We start from the raw sequence: 16,812 nt of genomic DNA, 5'->3' as shown, positions 1-16,812 counted from the left end.
GTGACGTTCGTGGACGGGAAGGGCGGCGCGGTGGAGCTTCCGTCGCTTCCCAAGGACGAGGTGGCCGAGCGGGTCCTCGACCGGGTGGCGAAGCTGAGGGGCCGCTAAGGCGAGACTTCCTTTACGGCCCTTTCCATGGCGGGCGACCAGTCCCTCCCGCTCCTGTTCATTGTCTTCAGTTTTTTCCTCTCGCGTTTCGCCAGGTCGAGGTTGTGCTTGCCGCGGGGGTCCTTCTTCGTGCATCTGGCCCTGTTGCCGTTGGTGAGCACGTCGGCCACGGCCTCGATCGCCAGGTCGTAGAACTTCTTCTTCTCCTCCTTGTGGAGGGTCCACTTCGAAGACGACGACATCATGTCGAGCATGTGGTGCCACTGCTCGACCCGGTGGATGCTCATAATGCTCGAGAAGATCGTCTTGTTGGTCCTGAAGGATAGCGGGGTGCCGGTGCCCGCGAGCGTCAGGCTCAAGAGCGCGTCGTTATCGCGGTGGACCTCCCGGACTATCTTCTTGGGTATGGCCCAGACGCTCTTGTCGGCGAGGGCGTCGAACCTCAACTCCCAGTAGGTATGCTTCCGGATGGTGGAGGAGAAGGAGCGGATCATCATCTCCGGGATGAAGTGGTTGTGGGCGACGGTGTCGGCCGCGAGGTGGCAGAGATAGCCGTACGCGAAGGCCCTCTGAGAGTCGCTCGAAGCGGTCTTCAGAAGCCGAGAGCCGAACGTCCAGTTGTGGCAGTGCTTTAGCTCCTCCACCATGTTCTTGCCCACGACGATGTCCGCACTTATGTTGCCGTAGAGGAAGTCGTAGGGGTACCTGGCGATAAGCGCCCGTACGGCCGGTGGGAGGACGGCCAGCCCCTTGAGTACGGTGCTCCCGAGCTCCAGGTGGGTTGCAGGCCCCCAGGCGAGCGCGTCGCCGGGGAAGAGAAGCAGGATTGCGAAGGCTGATACTATTGCCGTAACCATGAACTATTTATGATACTTGAAGGCGGCCCGATTGTAAAGTTAAAAACTATCGCGATATGGATGTGAAGGAAGAGTATAACCGGATAGTCAGGGGTGCGCTCGACAGGCTCGAGTTCCTTAAGGGGGCCGGGGTGCGGGAGATCCCGTCCGTCCGGGCAGAGGGGCTTCTTGCGGTGAGGGAGGAGGTGGAGACGTGCGAGAAGTGCGCCCTTCACAAGGGGAAAACCGGTGTGGTTTGCGGCTCCGGGAGTTCGAGGGCCAGGGTTGTCTTTGTCGCGGGCGTGGCCTCCGGGGAGAGAGGGGAGGGGGTTTTTAGCAACGACGAGGAGGAGCTCTTCACGAAGATAGTCAACTCCATGGGCATGGAGAGGGGCGAGGTCTACGTGAGCGCCGTTATAAAGTGCAGGCCGGGGGAAGGCGCGATGCCCGGCCCTTCGGAGACGGGGGCCTGCCTGCCGTATCTGGAGAGGGAACTCCGGCTGATCTCGCCCCGGGTGGTCGTGGCGCTCGGGAAGGAGGCGGCCGGGGCGCTCTTGAAGGAGGGGGAGGGCTTCGACGAGGCGAGGGGGCGCTTTAACTCATGGGGCAGCTCGAAACTCATCGCCACCCACCACCCGCGCACCTTGATAGATAACCCGGAGCTAAAGAAAGAGGCCTGGGCGGATATGAAGAAAGTTATGGGGGAGTTGGGAGGGGGAAAATAAACCGGCCGATTAGCAAACCGCCGATTTTGTGCTGCCGCACGGTTAACGGGGAAACGAACCGCATCTGCAACAATGTTCGTTATGGCTCTACGATACCGGTAACCGCCCCACCGCAGGTGGCCGCCATGAGGCGGGAATTGGGGATTGCAGATTGCAAATTGCGGATTTGTTTTTTATTCCGCAATCCGAAGTCCGTAATCCGCAATTGAAACTGGCAGCCAACTTGCCGGTTTATTATGTCCCCTTTTCAGTGCTGGACAATTAACAAGTTGGTAGGTTGGGTAGAGCGTAGCGAAACCCAACGATTTCAATGGCCATAGATAATGCCGTTGGGTTGATAAGGCCAACCCAACCTACGGCCTAAAGAGTTTTTATGAAAGAATATATCGTCTCGATAAATTTTCACACCGTGCCTTCGGTAACAGGTGACCAAATGTCTGAGCTCTTGGGAGTGAAAAGCTCAGCGCTTGTCAGCAGGGAGGCAGATGGCAAGATACTATGGAGGCTGGAATCTGTCGCAGATGAAGCTTCGCCCTTAACTGTTCACATTGAGTCCGTTGCATCTATGCTCTCTCCGAGTGTGGTAGTTAGGAAGGATAGCACTGTTAAGGATATATACCTCGATATTGCCGTGCTCCACCAGCAAGATGTGGTGGCACCTACCGTAGAATTCCCTGACAGTTGCCTTGATGTGATCAGGACTTGCTTCCCGGATATTGAGGTCGAGATAGTATGTTACCCATGTTGTGACGATGAGGAGGGGGATAATGGGGACACATCCCGTTAAATTCTGTACTACGGTCCGTCTGTTGGCCGCTTCATCAGCAAAGACCCTACAGGCTTTGCAGGCCTTCATTCTCTCCAATATTCTGTTGACTTTCAGCCCCTTTAGGACGATAATTAAGGCCGCGTCTTTACGGGCGCGTGCCTTTCATTAAAAAAATTCCCGGAGGGTCGAGATGGCGGTAAAGAGAATCGGTGAGCTACTTATAGAGGCGGGCCTCATAAACGAAGAGCAGCTGAACCAGGGCCTTGCGGCGGCCAAGGAAAAGAAGATGAAGGTCGGGGCCGCGCTGGTGGAGCTCGGTTTCGCCTCGGAGATGGACATCGCCCAGACGCTCGGATACCAGCTGAACATACCGTTCGCCGACTTCTCTTCCCTCGATGTGGACCCGACGGCCTCGGAGAGGGTGAAGCTGGAACTCGCCCAAAAGAACGTGCTCTTCCCGGTGGAGGTAACGCCGCAGGGCATGACCGTGGCCATGTCCGACCCGCTTAACCTTGCCGCCATCGACGACATCAGATTCGCCACGGGCCTGCAGGTAATCCCGCTTGTCGCTACCACTTCCGACGTAAACGCGGCCATAAAGAAGTACTACTTGAAGGAAGAGCCCGTTGCAGAAGCCGCCGGGGCGCCGGGGGTTGCCGCGGCACCCGCGGAGGAGGTCGAAGAGCTGGTACCCGGCAAGAAGGACAGGCTGGTCGAGCTGGTACGCGAGAAGGAAGATGTCGACATAGAGGAGGTAACAAAGAAGAGCTCCGCCCCTCCCATAGTGAGTCTGGTGGAGACGCTCTTTATCGCGGGCGTGGACCAGATCGCGAGCGACATACACCTCGAGCCGCAGGAGAAGGCCGTAAAGGTGAGGTTCAGGATCGATGGCGTGATAAAGAGCGCCAAGCAGCTGCCCAAATGGGTGCAGGGCCCGGTCACCGCGAGGCTCAAGTCCATGGCCAAACTGGACGTCGGGGAGACCAGGGTCCCGCAGGAGGGCAGGATGAAGCTCAGGGTGGGAGACAAGGTTTTAGAGGTCAGGGTCCGGACCCTGCCGGGACGGTACGGGGAGATGGTGGGGCTTGGGCTGCTCGAACCCCAGAGCACTATCCCGGAGCTTAAAAGCCTCGGCCTTAATCAGGCCGACGAACAGCGCTTGATGGACACCATAAAGGCCCGGCAGGGCGTTGTGCTCGTGACCGGCCCGGTGGGCGCGGGAGGCACCACACTCCTCTATGCCATGCTGGAGCAGGTAAAGAACGACAGTATAAAAGTGGTCACGCTGGAAGACCCGCCGAAGTACGAGGTCAAGGACATAAACCAGATGGCCATAAGCGATACGACGGGGTTGAGTTTCTCCGAGGGGCTGCACTTCGTCCTGAAACACGACGTAGACGTGATACTGGTGGCGGAGATGCGGGACAGCGCGACGGCCATGGAGGCCTTTATGGCCGCCATAGCGGGGCGTCTGATATTCTCCGCCCTCCATACGGTCGACGCGGCATCGGCAATTACCCAGCTTAAGAGTATCGGCGTACCCGTCCACCTTATCGCCTCGGCGCTTAAGGGGATAGTGGCGCAGAGGCTCGTAAGGAGGTTGTGTGCGAAGTGCAGGGAGCAGTACGCACCCGACGCCGAGGAGCTCAGAAGCGTCGGTATCACCAAGCCGATCCAGGCCAAGCTCTACCGCGCAAAGGGTTGCGACGAGTGCAAGGGGACCGGTTATATGGGCAAGACGGGCATCTTCGAGGTGCTGACGGTCGACGCCACCATGGAGAGCCTCATAGACTCCGACGCCTCCGAGCAGCAGATAAGAAAGGCCGCCGCGGCCGCCGGCATGAAGGGGCTGCTCGACGACGGCTTGAGGAAGGTCGGCCAGGGCATAACGAGCATCGACGAGGTGGCCAGGGTGGTGCACCCGCCGAAGGAGTTAACCCAGGCCCCGCCGCCCCCCCCGGCCCCGCAGGCCTCGCCCGCTCCGGCGGCTCCGCCCAAGGTGGCTCCCCCCCAAGCGGCTCCCCCTAAGGCCTGAGGGCCGCCCGGCACCATGGCGCGGCCCCACGATAGGCGCCCAGGATAAAAGCCCCGAGTTTACACCCCACGGCCCACTCTTCCGGCAAACTCTTTGCCCTTGACAGTCCATTTGTATTAAGAATAGAATCAAGCTGAACTTCACCTTGAGAGATCTTAAATAATGAATGAATGGGACGAATTTCTGGTTGCGTTACGCGAGGCCTCCTGGCGCGTAGGGGAGTTCCTCCGTAAGCACCTCACGAGGCTTATAGAGCCGCTGAGGCTCGCGTGTATCGGCCTTGTGGTCTACTGGCTCTATTTGTTCACGGAGGTCGAGACCTACCCGAGGTTCGACTGGCTCGTCTTAGTGGACCTGGAGCAGATGACGGCCACCGCCATCCTCGTCTTCGGCATGATCGCCACCCTGTTCCTGGTCCTCGGCGTGGTCTTCACGGTAAAGTTCCTGCACAACCTCCTGCTGGGTTTGGTGATGAGGCCGTTTCCCTATTACGTCAACAATGTCGCGAGTCTGGTGGTATTCATGCTGATGCTCTGGCCGCTTTACGCCGGGGTCGAGCCGGTCAAGACGGCGGCTGTAACGGCGCACTACCAGTTCCGTGGCGTTATGCTCATGGCCAGGGGACTTAATCCCTCGCAGTATGAATTCGATATGGGAGCGCACGACTTGAGGGATGCGGATAAGGCCATGGCGGGGGGCATAGACGTGAAGATAGAGTACCTTGAGGCGGAGTTGGAGGCCCTGAAAGCGCAGCGCGGTTACGAGTAGTAAGCCCGTCTTCTACCGGTCTTTCCCGAGCCACCCCTTTAAAATGAGCTTCGCGGCCCTCTTATCGAGCGGCTCGTTATTGTTCCCGCATCTCGGGTCCTGCGTGCACGAAGGGCACGATATCTCGCACTGACAGTCCTCCATCATGCGGAGCGTCGTACGGAACCACTCCTCGGCCACCTCATAGCCCCTCTTCGTGAGCCCTATGCCGCCCTCGTGCGCGTCGTATATGAATATGGCCGCGCGTCCGAGCTGGGGGTTGGCGGCGTAGCTGACCCCGCCGAGGTCCATCCTGTCGCAGAGCGCGAAGAGAGGGAGCGTGGCGATGGCCGCGTGCTCGACGGCATGGAGCCCGCCGCCGGGCCCGAAACCCTTCTCCTTCGCCTCCTCCAGAAGCCCGTCCGCGACCTCCATCCAGATGCCGGCGGTGGTAAATATCTGAGAGGGGAGTTCGAGCGATACCTCGCCGAGTTCCTCGCGGGTGTAGATATGCTTCTTCCTGTAGCCGAGCACGGTCTCGGTGACGCGGAGCCTGCCTCTGTTGACCGTTACGCTTCCGACCGTCCTTTTCTCGTCGACCGATATTATCTCGGTCTCCTCGTCGGTTATGGCGCGCGTGTAGTACTCTATCTCGTCGGCGGCGCGGCAGAAGACGGTGGCCGTGCCCATGTCGAGCTTCCGTACTTTATAGATCTTTCCCCTGTGGAGGTAGATAGCTCCGGGGTGGAGTTCTCTCAGCACCCTTGCCGAGCTCGACTCGCCGAGGAGCCCTCTGCCCTCTTCAATGATACGATAGATCTCCCCGGCCTGCCTTATGGAGACCTCGCGATGGGGATATTTTTTGCGCGGGTACCAGACGTCCCCCTTCTGCCAGTGCCGGACCCTGCTCCTGGTTTCGAGCTCTTCAAGTATCGGCACGAGCGGCGGCACGTCGTAGACCCGGTCGTCCGCCCTGAGCGGCATTTCCGCCGCGGCGCAGGGGAGGTGGGCCCTCAAGATGGACTCGTTCGAGTTGTCGAGCACGGCGGCCTCAACGCTCCGGCGGAAGAAGTCCTTAGGGTGGCGCATGAAGTACTGGTCCAGCGCGTCCTCCATGGCGACCATCACGATGAGCGAGTCCCGCCCCTTCCTCCCGACCCTGCCGCTCCTCTGCCAGGTGGAGCTGACCGTTCCGGGGTAGCCGACGAGGATGCAGACGTCGAGCCCCCCTATGTCCACCCCGAGCTCCAGCGCGCTCGTGGAGATAACCCCCGAGAGCTCGCCGCTGAAGAGGCGGCCCTCTATCTCTCGCCTTTCATCCGGGAGAAACCCGGCCCTGTACGAACTTACCTTGTCACGGATGTCCGGAGCCCCTTCGAGCACCCAGGCGTGCATAAGCTCGGTGACCTTCCGGGCCTTGGTAAAGGCGATAGTCTTAAAGCCCGCCCGGACCGAGTCGGTGAAGAGCTTTGTCGCTACGGTGTAGGGGCTCAGCTCCGGAATGGGGTTAAGGAACAAAAAGTTCTTCCGGCCCTGCGGGGCGCCGCTCGTGTCTATCACCTCGAACTCCACGCCCGCGAGCATGCGGGCCAGCTCGCCGGGGTTGGCTATGGTGGCGGAGCAGGCGATAAAGACCGGCTCGCTTCCGTAGAGCGCGGCGATGCGGCGGAGGCGTTTTAGGACTTGAGCCACGTGCGAGCCGAACACCCCGCGGTAGGTGTGTATCTCGTCCACTATGACGAACTTCAAGGACGAGAAGAATTTTTGCCACTTCTCGTGGTAGGCGTTTATCCCGAGGTGCAGCATGTCCGGGTTGGTGAATAGAACGGAGGGGGGGTTCTCCCTTATCTTCTTCCGCCTGTACTGGGTGGTGTCGCCGTCGTATATCTCGGCGGTGTTCTCAAAAGGAAGCGATGAGCTAAGCTCCCTCAAGGCCTTCAACTGGTCCTGCTCGAGCCCCTTAAGCGGGAAGAGATAGAGGGCGCGGCTGCCGGGTTCTTTAAGAAGCGTTTCGAGTACCGGGAGGTTATAGACGAGGCTCTTGCCGCTGGCGGTCGGGGTCATGACCACGACGTTACGGCCTTGCCTTACGAGTTCAATGCCGCGAGCCTGGTGGCTGTAGAGTTTTTCTATGCCGAGCCCCCTTAGCGAACCCTCGATCTCCTTGGGCAGGTTGCCGTCTCCCTTCGGTACTCCGTAGGAGGGAGGGACAGGCTCTATCCGCTCGTGGTGGACGAAGGTCCCGAGGTCGTCCCGTTCCTTAAGATTTTTTATGAAGCTCGTGATATTCATGGGTATTTCCTGGGTCTATATGGAGGGGTTGCTATCTCCGGGAGAGGTGGTATTCGAGCCTTTTCTTTATTTTTTCCGGGTCGGCCCTGAGCCCGCGCGTGTCCATGGAAAGGAGCAGCCTTGTCGTCCCACCCCCCCCCGAGACCCCGGCCTCCTCTACCCTGAAGGCGACGAGGTACCAGCCGCCGAAGCACCGGAGGCTCATTGCCACGAGTACGAAGATACCGGCAATGTAGAGGAGCCAGACGCCTGGGTCGTACCGGTAGCTCAGGATGGACGACTCCTCGACGCTTATGAAGGTTATGGTCTTATCGTCCACCGTAAGCGAGTGGTGGAGATCGAGCCTTCCGAACTCTTCGGTTTTTCTCTTATCTCCCTCGCTGGTAATCCTCTTTACCATGACGAAGGGGGTTATCTCCTCCTTCGTTCCGTCGAGCTTGAAGAGCGTCCCGGTCCTCATGGTGCCGAACTTCAACTCCCCGTCGAGCCCCGGGACGAGGAGTTTTTCTCCCGCCTCGGCCTCGAGGAAGATGGGGTTTCTGTCGACCATGAGCTTCATGGTCTGGTTGAAGGACATCTGGTAGAACGTATAGCCCTCGAACTTCAAGGGGTCGTTCACCTCGATGGTCTTCTCGTGGACGGTGAGGTCTCCCTTGACCACCCTGAGCCGTGACTTCCAGTCCTTCGGGAAGAGGGAGTCGTCTTTTATCTCATAGGAGACGTCCTTCCAGCCGAGCGCCACGGCGAGCCGCGATACCTTGTCCCGGGGGTAGTCGAGGTGGGGGGAGCGCGTGTACTCGGTTATGAACTCGTCGAGGACGAGTTGGAAGTCGGGCTCCGGGTGGTCGGCCGAGCGGAGCCAGCCGAGTTCTTCGGGCATCCCGGGCATCTCGGAGACTATCCGGGTTGGCTCGCCCGGACGGAGCGTGACCATCCCCTCCACGACGAAGAGGCCGCTCAGCATGAAGCCCAGGAAGCAGGCTATGATGCCGGTATGATAGAGCCAGGTGAGCCACCTGTAGGAAAGCCCCTTTTCCATAACGCACCACTCCTCGCTCGAAAGCGGCCTGAAGCCGAGCTTCTCTTTTAACGCCTTAGTGGTTTCGGCCTCGGCCTCGCCTTTTGCCATGGGCATGTCGATTGTGAACTGCGGCTCGAACGACTGCGGTACGCTCCTGCCCTGGCGCGTAAGCACCATGAGTCTCTCGTACGAGCACACGGCGAGGTTCAGCAGGAGCACGAAGGCCGCTACGAGGAAGACCGGCCCGTCGAAGATATTAAGGAGCCCCAAGAGGCGCACCCCCCCGGAGAACCCCCCGCCCGCATCCGAGTAAGCGTCCATGTTCCCGCCCTGCGGGAATACGGTGCCCAGGACGTAGAAGAGGCAGAGGAGGCCGATAAGGTATACCGAGGTCCGGAGCGAAGCGAGCCTCTTGTACAGGCGGCTGCGTATATCCCCGAGCCGGGTGCGGGAGTTTCTTTTCTCCGTAGTGCTCATGAGGCGTAGAGGTGCAGGCTCGGTATGCCCAGGAGCCTGGCGAGCCAGTTAACTCCGAGGAACGTCATCATCATGCAGACGAAGCCCAGGAGGTTCAGGAGCGAGGCCGGAAGGCCTCGCCATGACGGGACCGCCATCGCGTGGAGGTACATGGTGAAGACCGACCATGTGATAAGCGACCAGGTCTCCTTCGGGTCCCAGCTCCAGTACCTCCCCCACGCCTCGTTGGCCCATGCCGCGCCCGAGAATATGGCGAAGGTGAGCGGCGGGAAGCCGAAGATGACGAGCCTCTGCGCGGTCTTCCGGAACTCCTCTATAGTGGAACTGTCGAGCCCGTAAGATGAGGCGAGCCCCCGTTTAATGAGCGGTTTCAGTGTCAGGTAGGTGCCCTCTATGGAGCAGCTGACGATGAAGACCGCGTACGCGAAGAAGGCGAGGACCACGTGCCACTCGAACCACACGCTTTGGAGCGGCGGCGAGAGCGGGTTCACGGCCGGGGAGCGTGAAGTGAGCGCGTAGAAGCAGGCGCCTGCGGCCAGGAGCGTTACGAAGGCGCCGGGGAGGTAGACCTCCCGCCACTTGCGCGCGACGAAGAGGTATGTGACGGCCGCGCTCCAGGCGAACCACGACAGGCTTTCATAGAGGGTCTGGAACGGGGCCCTTCCCCCCTCGAAGGTCCGAAGGAGGATCTGCGCGGTGTGTATGAGCACCGCGGCCCAGACAAGCCCCTTGGCGGTCCTGCCCGCCGCTCTGCCGCCCGTGGCCGCGTGAAGCGCGAAGAAGAGGAAGGCCACGGCATAGATTAGCGCCACGAGCCAGAAAAGCTTTAACTCCACGCCCAGCAGGTAGGCATTACGTGAAAGTATCATTTCCGCAGTCATATCATACGTTTATAGCATATTTTTATTTGGTTTGACAAGCGTCTTGTTTGGGGGTATGATTTGACGGAGGGGGGAGGAACGGCCCCCTTCATATCCGATGGTATCCTATAAAACGTTTAAGGAGAGTGTTTTGCCATGTCTGCTTTAAGGTGCGACAGTTGCGGAAAAGAGATGTCGAGGGGGGGGTTGAAGTACGTGGTCGAGATAAGGAGTTTCGCGGACTTCGACGGCTACCTCGAGGAGTACCCCGGGGACGTGGAGGAGGGTATAGCGGACCTTATCGACGCCATGGATGGCGCTGATTCGAAGGGGCTCGAAGACGACGTCTATCAGGAGATAGTCTACATACTCTGCAAGGAGTGCCGGGACAAGTTCGCGAGCGACCCGTTCCAGAGTGGCCGCCTCTCGTTCGAAGAGGAGGAGGTCAAGGGCACGGTCCACTGACCGGTCATTGTCGGGTGGGCCGGGCCCACTATGCGATTTTTCAGCCGCGTTCTTTAAAGGCCCGCCGAAGTCGGCGGGCCTTTTTTCGTTTCCTTACATGCTCTCTATGGTGTCTAATATGCACGACAAGCTTACGGGAACCCCTCATCCACCCGGTGCGTCAGCGGCAGAGTACTTCTCCGCCGACTATACGGAGGCGCGGGAGAAGTTCCTTGAGGCATGCAGACTGGCCGGAGCAAGGGTGGAGAGCTTTAAGAATCCGAATGCCGGTCCGAAGGGGGAAGCGCTCTATACGGATGTGGCCCTGCCGGGCCCGGCGGATGCGAAGGCAGTACTGGTGCTCGGCTCCGGCACGCACGGGGTGGAGGGTTTCTGCGGCTCCGCCATCCAGACAGGGCTGCTCCGCGGCGGGATTGCGGATAGGTTGAGACCCGGCCTGCGCGTCGTCATGATACATGCCCTGAACCCTTATGGCTTCGCGCATCTCAGGCGGTTCAACGAAGATAACGTCGACTTGAACCGCAATTTTCTCGACCATTCCAAGCCATATCCCGAAAACCCCTATTACGATGCGCTGGCCGACGCCATCGAGCTCGAAACCTATAATACCATGGCGCTGGCAAACTCTGTTACGCGGCTTATGTGGTACCGGGCGATGCATGGTAAGAAGGCGCTCAGGGAAGCGATAAGCAGCGGGCAGTATAACCACCCTCATGGTCTTTTTTACGGGGGTCGATTCGAGACATGGTCGAACAAGACCTTACGGACGATCATCAGACGCTATATTCATCCTGCGGCCCATGTGGCCTTTGTGGATTTTCACACGGGCCTTGGTCCCTACGGGCACGAAGAGATAATACTGAACGAACCGGCGGAATCGCCTGCTTACCGACGCGCAAAGGCCTGGTGGGGAGAGAGAGCCAGGACGACAAAAACCGATGAATCTTTCTCTGCCGACCTTTCCGGCACACTAAAGCTCGTCTTCTCCGTGATGCTTCCGGACGCCGAGGTTACGGCCGTATCCCTCGAATTCGGTACAGTGTCGCGCAAGGAGGTTTTTAAGGCCCTGCAGGCCGAAAACTGGCTGCATCACCACGGAGAGAAGAACAGCCCGCTTGCAGGCAAGATAAAGGCGGAGATGCGCCGGGCCTTTTACCCGGATACGGATGACTGGAAGGCCCGTGTCTGGTTACAGGGGAAAGATGTCGTAGAAGAGGCGCTTGCAGGCCTTACGGAACAAATGAATAAATAGAATAACCCGGAAGAGCGCCTATATATACGCGCCGCCACCCCCTACCACCCGGCCTTTAACCTCTCCGCGAGCATGGAGGGGAGGCCGCTATCCATAATTTTTCTCGCCGTAAGCTCTATATCGTAGGCCACCCTGTGGGACTCTATCTCCATGCGCTCTGAATCGAAGGTAAGGAACGCGGCCCTCGGGTCCCCGTCCCGGGGTTGACCTACGCTGCCGGGGTTTACGAGATAGTTCGAGCCCACGTTCATCTCAAGTGTCTCGTCCATCCGGACCGTTACTCTGCCCCCGGTCTCGACGTATGCCACCCTTACGTGGGTGTGTCCGAAGAAGCAGAGGCCCGGACCGCCCGTCTCTTCAAGGAGCCTGAAGTTGTCAACGGCGTCGCGGGGGCCCAGTATGTAGCCGTCCGTGTCGTTTACCCGGCCGTGTACTGCGAGAAATTTTTTTCCGTTTTTTTCTCCCTCTCCGGCCTCCTCTCCGGTTTCTATCTCAATGGCCCGGGGCAACTTTTCGATAAACGCCCGGTTCTCTTCGGTGAGTTTTTCGCGCGTCCAGAGGAGCGCTTCGGCCGCTATCGGGTTGAACCCGCCCGGCTCCTCCACCCCCGATGCGCGCGAGTCGTGGTTCCCCATGACGCACCGTATGCCGCGCGCTCTTATGAGCTCCACGCACTCGTTCGGGTCGGCGTTATAGCCGACGAGGTCCCCGAGGCAGAGCGTCTCGTCCGTGCCGAAGGCGTCTATTTCACTAAGGACTGCGGTGAGGGCTTCGAGGTTGGAGTGCGGGTCGGATATTACGGCGTAGCGCATCTGTGGTTCCGGCTAAGCGGGCTCTTAGTTCCCCGCGTCTATCATGAAGAAGTCAACGGCCTCGGGCTGGTCTTCCAGCTCGGAGGTCTCGGTCGGCGCGGTTCCTTCCTTGAAGACCTCGAACACCGGGTTCTCGGTCGATGAGTTGGCGAGGAGCCCGGTCCTGGGGTCTATCTTGGCGAACTCCACCCCGTCGGGTATGGGAAAATTTTCCTTGGGGACGCCTTCAAGCGCACTCTTCATGAAGCCGACCCATATGGGGGAGGCCGCCTTCGAGCCCGTCTCGTGCCTCCCGAGGGGGTACTCCTCGTCGTAGCCTATCCAGGTGCCTGCCACAAGGCCGGGCACGAAGCCCATGAACCAGGCGTCGTTCAGGTTGTTCGTCGTGCCGGTCTTGCCCGCGGCCGGCCTCTTGAGCGCCTTTGCCCTCCAGCCCGTACCGTTCTCGACCACACCCTTAAGGAGGTTGGTGATTATGTAAGAGGTCTGCGGGCTCAGCACCTCCTTGTGGGACGGGATGTTCTCCTCGAGCACGTTTCCGTGCCTGTCGGTGATCCTGGTTATGAAGATGGGTTCCGCCCTCCTGCCCATGGCCGCTAAGGTGCCGAACGCCCGGGTCATCTCGAGGAGCGATACCGCCGAGGAGCCGAGGGCGAGCGAGAGGTCACGGGTGAGCGGGGCCTCTATGCCGAGCTTCCTCGCGTACCCGATGGCGCGGCCCACGCCTATCTCCTGCAATACCTTTATGGTGACGACGTTTCTCGACTTGGTCAACGCGTTCCTTATGGTGGTGGGGCCGTAGAACTTCTCACCGAAGTTACGCGGCTTCCACGTCCACTCCTCGGTTTCCGTCTCCGTCTCGGCCTCGGGGTCTTCGGAGTCAACGTCGACCTGGCGCTCTTCCTCGAAGACGAGGGGGGAGTCCACTACTATGGTGGCCGGAGTGAATTCGGAGTCCAGGGCGGCGGTGTATATGATGGGCTTGAAGGCCGAGCCGGGCTGTCTCTGCGCCTGTATGGCCCTGTTGAACTGGCTCTTGGAGAAGTCCCCGCCCCCGACCATTGCCTTGACGTAGCCGGTCTCCGGCTCCATGGCCAGCAGGGCGGCTTGAGCGAGCGGCTCCTGTTCGAGTTTTAGCGGGATAGGGGAGGATTCGGTCTCGGGGAGCCCCCTTACCATGACCTCCACCACGTCGCCCACGTTGAATATGGTCTGGAGTTTTACGTCCTTGCCCCCGTCCGGGTCGGTGGTGGGGTTGTAGAGGCCGGCCCAGGCCATGTCCCTGTGCTCGATAACTCCCTTGCGACTGCCTATGTCCACCTTAAGCCGCCGGCCCTTCTTGTCCACGTCCGTTATGACGGCCCGGTATATGCCGCCTATCTCAAGCGGCCTTTTGGAAAGCTTCTTGTCCGTCTCCTCGCGTAAGGCCTCTATCTCCTCGGCCGACTTGAGCGACACTGCCGCCCCACGGTAGCCCCTCCTCTTGTCGTGCGCCCTGAGCCCCCGGCGCACCGCATCGTTGGCGGCCTTCTGCATCTCCACGTCCATTGTGGTGTAGACCTGCAACCCCCCTTTGTAGAGGAGGTCCTCGCCGTACTTCTCCTCGATGTAGCGCCTTACGTGCTCGGTGAAGTAGGGGCCCGCCCACATGCTCTTTGTCCGCTTGGGCTTCAGCTTGAGCGGCCGGTTTATCGCCTCCTCGGCCACTTCCCTGGTCGTAAAGCCTTCTTCGAGCATACGCGTGAGGACGAGCTCCTGGCGCTGCTTGGCGAGTTCGGGGTTGGTGTAGGGAGAGTACCTGCTCGGGGCCTTGGGGAGGATCGCGAGCAGCGCCGACTCGGCCAGGTCGAGCTCCTGCACGTCCTTTCCGAAGTAGTTCTCCGAGGCGGCCTGCACGCCGTAGGCGCCGTTACCCAGGTATATCTGGTTCAAATAGAGGTGGAGGATCTCCTCCTTGGTGAGGTGCTTCTCTATACGGTAGGCCAGCACGGCCTCGCGTATCTTCCTCGATATCTTTCTCGCCGGGCTAAGGAAAAAGCTCCGGGCCACCTGCTGGGTGATGGTGGAGCCGCCCTGGACTATCCGCCCGGCCAGGATGTTTTTGTAGAGCGCCCTCATGATGCTCCGGTAGTCCACCCCCTTGTGCTCGAAGAACTTGGCGTCCTCGGCCGCGAGGAAGGCGTTTATCGTGTGCCGGGGGATGCTGGCGAACGATACGACGATCCGCCGCTCTATGTAGAACTCGCCTACGGTCTGCTCGTCCTGGGAGTAGACCTTTGTTATGAGGTTCGGGGTGTAGTCCACGAGCGAACGCATGGAGGGAAGGTCTCTCGTCAGGTAGAAGAAGGTGCCAAGACCCGCAAGAAGTGAGGCCAGGGCCAGCCCGGCCATCGAGTAGAGAACTATCTTTCCCTTGCTCATCCCGCTCGCGGGGGTTTTGTCGATACTTTTATTATCCTTTTTTTCCATGTCACCTATAACAGAATAGTATAGCAAGAACAGGGTGATAAAACAAGGGGGTAGGCGCCCGGATGTCTTCTCCCGCCCCCGCCCCCCCCCTTGGGATTGAAAGTTTTCGTCCGTTGGGTTAAATTATACGTATGCGTACGGTTTGGCTGAGACGGGGAGTTGCAAGGCCGGGGGTGCGGACCCTTGCGTCCTTATTTACGGTCCTGGCGTTCGCGGGCTGCGCGCCGACCCTTAAGACCCCCGAGGTCTCGGGAGAGGAGGCACGGGTCGAGGCCGAGAAGCAGCGGGAGATGGCTTTTAGCGTCTTCACCAAGAGGTGGACACGGCTCATGGGTATCTCGATGCCGCTCCTTGTCGCTGGCGCAGGTTTCTGCCGGGACGACCTCCGGTCTTCTTACGGCTTCCTCGTGCACGACAGCTTCTCCTACGGCGAGGACTTCAGGGATATCGCGGAAAGCCGATTCGGGTTCGGGGACGGCGTTGCCGTACGCTACGTGCATCCGGAACTCGCCGCCGCCGGGGCGGGCCTCATGGCCGGGGACAGGCTCGTCTCGATAAACGGGGTGGATGTTAATACCGGAACGAAGGGGCTCGGGCTGGAAGGGAAAGCGGGGAAGAAGAGGAAGGGGCCCGCCGCGAAGGCAAGGGAGCTTATAGAGAAGTCGGCCTTGGAGCATGCACCCTTGACCCTTGAAGTCGAGCGGGACGTCGCCGCCTTCGAGGTGATTGTGGAGGGTGTCGAGGCGTGCGGCTATAACGTAGGGCTTTCGACAACCGACGCGGTCAACGCCTTTGCCGACGGGCGGAACGTGGTCGTCACCACCGGGATGATGCGCTTTACCGAGAGCGACGGGGAACTCGTACTGGTCGTCGGCCACGAGATAGCCCATAACGCCTTCGGCCACATAGACAAGCTATACGGCAACTCCTTCATTGGACTGCTCGTGGATATAATCATAGTCGCCACGACCGGTGTCGACACCCAGGGCCTCTTCTCGAAGATGGCCGGGCAGGCCTACTCCCGGGAGTTCGAGGCCGAGGCGGACTACGCGGGGCTCTATATAGCGGCCCGGGGCGACTACGATATAACCGGCGCGGCGAATTTTTGGCGGCGCATGGCCGTCGAGCACCCCGGCGCCATAAAGGATAATTTTTCCTCCACCCACCCGAGCGCCCCGAGGCGTTTCCTCGCCATCGAGAGCACGGTGGAGGAGATAGAGGAGAAGCGCCGCCGGGGCGAGCCGCTCGTGCCCGAGGAGAAGAAGAGGGAAGAAATGGAAAAAAAGGAAGAAAAAGGGGGAGGGGACTGACCCCGGGAGCATGCGAGTTGAAAATAATCGCCGTTTGCGTTAAATTATCTCTATGGTAAGGATTGAAGACATACTGGACAGCGTGGCCTCCTACCACCCGTCCGCCGACCTCGACGTGATAAGGAAGGCCTACGTCTTCTCGGGCATGGTCCACGAGGGGCAGACGCGCATGTCCGGGGAGCCCTACATGAGCCACCCCGTCGAGGTCGCGCAGATACTCACCACACTCAAGATGGACGTCCAGGCCGTGGCCACGGCCTTCCTCCACGATACCGTCGAGGACACGCAGACCACGATCGAGAAGATAGAGGAGCTTTTCGGCAGCGAGATCTCGCTCCTCGTCGACGGTCTTACCAAGATAAGCCGCATGACGTTCGACAAGAAGGCGGACCGCGAGGCCGAGAACTTCCGCAAGATGATCCTTGCCATGTCCAGGGACATAAGGGTGCTCTTGATAAAGCTCGCCGACAGGCTCCATAACATGAGGACCCTCCAGGCCCTCCCGCCGGACAGGCAGAGAAAAATAGCCCAGGAGACGCTCGACATATACGCCCCGCTCGCCAACAGGCTCGGGATCGGCTGGATCAAGGCCGAGCTGGAGGACCTCGCCTTCATGTACCTCGATAGCGTTAAC

General features: G+C 59.9%; 14 protein-coding genes. 8 read left to right on the top strand and 6 right to left on the bottom strand.

Annotated elements, in window-relative coordinates; genetic code table 11:
* Positions 1 to 104: 104 nt before the first annotated feature.
* Positions 105 to 965 carry a zinc dependent phospholipase C family protein gene (locus V3W31_06635; GenBank protein MEE9614613.1) on the bottom strand — a complete coding sequence of 287 codons (861 nt, stop codon included), beginning with the start codon at positions 963 to 965 and terminating at the stop codon, positions 105 to 107.
* Positions 966 to 1,021: 56 nt separating this feature from the next.
* Between V3W31_06635 and V3W31_06630 the strand changes: the two genes are divergently transcribed.
* The 4 genes from V3W31_06630 (at position 1,022) to V3W31_06615 (ending at position 5,241) form a co-directional block, all read left to right on the top strand.
* Entirely contained in the window at positions 1,022 to 1,669 is a 648-nt protein-coding gene (locus V3W31_06630; GenBank protein ID MEE9614612.1) for a uracil-DNA glycosylase, read from the top strand.
* 373 nt (positions 1,670 to 2,042) lie between these two features.
* Entirely contained in the window at positions 2,043 to 2,456 is a 414-nt protein-coding gene (locus V3W31_06625) for a hypothetical protein (protein ID MEE9614611.1), read from the top strand.
* 172 nt (positions 2,457 to 2,628) lie between these two features.
* Positions 2,629 to 4,473 carry an ATPase, T2SS/T4P/T4SS family gene (locus tag V3W31_06620; GenBank protein MEE9614610.1) on the top strand — a complete coding sequence of 615 codons (1,845 nt, stop codon included), beginning with the start codon at positions 2,629 to 2,631 and terminating at the stop codon, positions 4,471 to 4,473.
* Positions 4,474 to 4,635: 162 nt separating this feature from the next.
* Complete coding sequence (locus V3W31_06615) at positions 4,636 to 5,241, top strand: hypothetical protein (GenBank protein MEE9614609.1); 606 nt, start codon at positions 4,636 to 4,638, stop codon at positions 5,239 to 5,241.
* A gap of 12 nt (positions 5,242 to 5,253) precedes the next feature.
* On the opposite strand, the gene V3W31_06610 is transcribed toward V3W31_06615, so the two are convergent.
* Genes V3W31_06610 through ccsB form a run of 3 tightly spaced genes read right to left on the bottom strand, consistent with a single transcriptional unit; the run spans position 5,254 to position 9,879 of the window.
* A complete protein-coding gene (locus V3W31_06610) occupies positions 5,254 to 7,512 on the bottom strand; it encodes a DEAD/DEAH box helicase (protein MEE9614608.1) in 2,259 nt (752 codons plus the stop codon).
* A 31-nt stretch (positions 7,513 to 7,543) separates the two neighbouring features.
* Entirely contained in the window at positions 7,544 to 9,010 is a 1,467-nt protein-coding gene (locus V3W31_06605; protein MEE9614607.1) for a cytochrome c biogenesis protein ResB, read from the bottom strand.
* Entirely contained in the window at positions 9,007 to 9,879 is an 873-nt protein-coding gene (ccsB, locus tag V3W31_06600) for a c-type cytochrome biogenesis protein CcsB (protein MEE9614606.1), read from the bottom strand. The genes V3W31_06605 and ccsB overlap by 4 nt, the downstream gene beginning before the upstream one ends.
* 147 nt (positions 9,880 to 10,026) lie before the next feature.
* On the opposite strand from ccsB, the gene V3W31_06595 reads away from it, so the two are divergent.
* A complete protein-coding gene (locus V3W31_06595) occupies positions 10,027 to 10,335 on the top strand; it encodes a hypothetical protein (protein ID MEE9614605.1) in 309 nt (102 codons plus the stop codon).
* Positions 10,336 to 10,453: 118 nt separating this feature from the next.
* Positions 10,454 to 11,587 (top strand): M14 family metallopeptidase, encoded by a 1,134-nt coding sequence (locus tag V3W31_06590; protein ID MEE9614604.1) that lies wholly within the window; start codon positions 10,454 to 10,456, stop codon positions 11,585 to 11,587.
* Between the two features lie 41 nt (positions 11,588 to 11,628).
* On the opposite strand, the gene V3W31_06585 is transcribed toward V3W31_06590, so the two are convergent.
* Positions 11,629 to 12,399, bottom strand: a complete 771-nt coding sequence (locus V3W31_06585; GenBank protein ID MEE9614603.1) for a metallophosphoesterase family protein — start codon at positions 12,397 to 12,399, stop codon at positions 11,629 to 11,631.
* Between the two features lie 24 nt (positions 12,400 to 12,423).
* A complete protein-coding gene (locus V3W31_06580) occupies positions 12,424 to 14,868 on the bottom strand; it encodes a PBP1A family penicillin-binding protein (protein MEE9614602.1) in 2,445 nt (814 codons plus the stop codon).
* Between the two features lie 173 nt (positions 14,869 to 15,041).
* On the opposite strand from V3W31_06580, the gene V3W31_06575 reads away from it, so the two are divergent.
* Positions 15,042 to 16,178, top strand: a complete 1,137-nt coding sequence (locus V3W31_06575; protein ID MEE9614601.1) for a M48 family metallopeptidase — start codon at positions 15,042 to 15,044, stop codon at positions 16,176 to 16,178.
* A gap of 52 nt (positions 16,179 to 16,230) precedes the next feature.
* The coding region (locus tag V3W31_06570) for an HD domain-containing protein (GenBank protein ID MEE9614600.1) at positions 16,231 to 16,812 on the top strand (582 nt) is incomplete at its 3' end.

The organism is Thermodesulfobacteriota bacterium (genome assembly GCA_036482575.1).
GTDB lineage: Bacteria > Desulfobacterota > GWC2-55-46 > GWC2-55-46 > JAUVFY01 > JAZGJJ01.
The sequence above is the reverse complement of the archived record's forward strand: the minus strand, read 5'-3'. Positions and strand labels throughout refer to the sequence as shown.

Coding starts and splice junctions, on each gene's coding strand:
- V3W31_06635 (MEE9614613.1), bottom strand. CDS start 965: ATGGTTACGGCAATAGTATCAGCCTTCGCAATCCTGCTTCTCTTCCCC.
- V3W31_06630 (MEE9614612.1), top strand. CDS start 1,022: ATGGATGTGAAGGAAGAGTATAACCGGATAGTCAGGGGTGCGCTCGAC.
- V3W31_06625 (MEE9614611.1), top strand. CDS start 2,043: ATGAAAGAATATATCGTCTCGATAAATTTTCACACCGTGCCTTCGGTA.
- V3W31_06620 (MEE9614610.1), top strand. CDS start 2,629: ATGGCGGTAAAGAGAATCGGTGAGCTACTTATAGAGGCGGGCCTCATA.
- V3W31_06615 (MEE9614609.1), top strand. CDS start 4,636: ATGAATGAATGGGACGAATTTCTGGTTGCGTTACGCGAGGCCTCCTGG.
- V3W31_06610 (MEE9614608.1), bottom strand. CDS start 7,512: ATGAATATCACGAGCTTCATAAAAAATCTTAAGGAACGGGACGACCTC.
- V3W31_06605 (MEE9614607.1), bottom strand. CDS start 9,010: ATGAGCACTACGGAGAAAAGAAACTCCCGCACCCGGCTCGGGGATATA.
- ccsB (MEE9614606.1), bottom strand. CDS start 9,879: ATGATACTTTCACGTAATGCCTACCTGCTGGGCGTGGAGTTAAAGCTT.
- V3W31_06595 (MEE9614605.1), top strand. CDS start 10,027: ATGTCTGCTTTAAGGTGCGACAGTTGCGGAAAAGAGATGTCGAGGGGG.
- V3W31_06590 (MEE9614604.1), top strand. CDS start 10,454: ATGCACGACAAGCTTACGGGAACCCCTCATCCACCCGGTGCGTCAGCG.
- V3W31_06585 (MEE9614603.1), bottom strand. CDS start 12,399: ATGCGCTACGCCGTAATATCCGACCCGCACTCCAACCTCGAAGCCCTC.
- V3W31_06580 (MEE9614602.1), bottom strand. CDS start 14,868: ATGGAAAAAAAGGATAATAAAAGTATCGACAAAACCCCCGCGAGCGGG.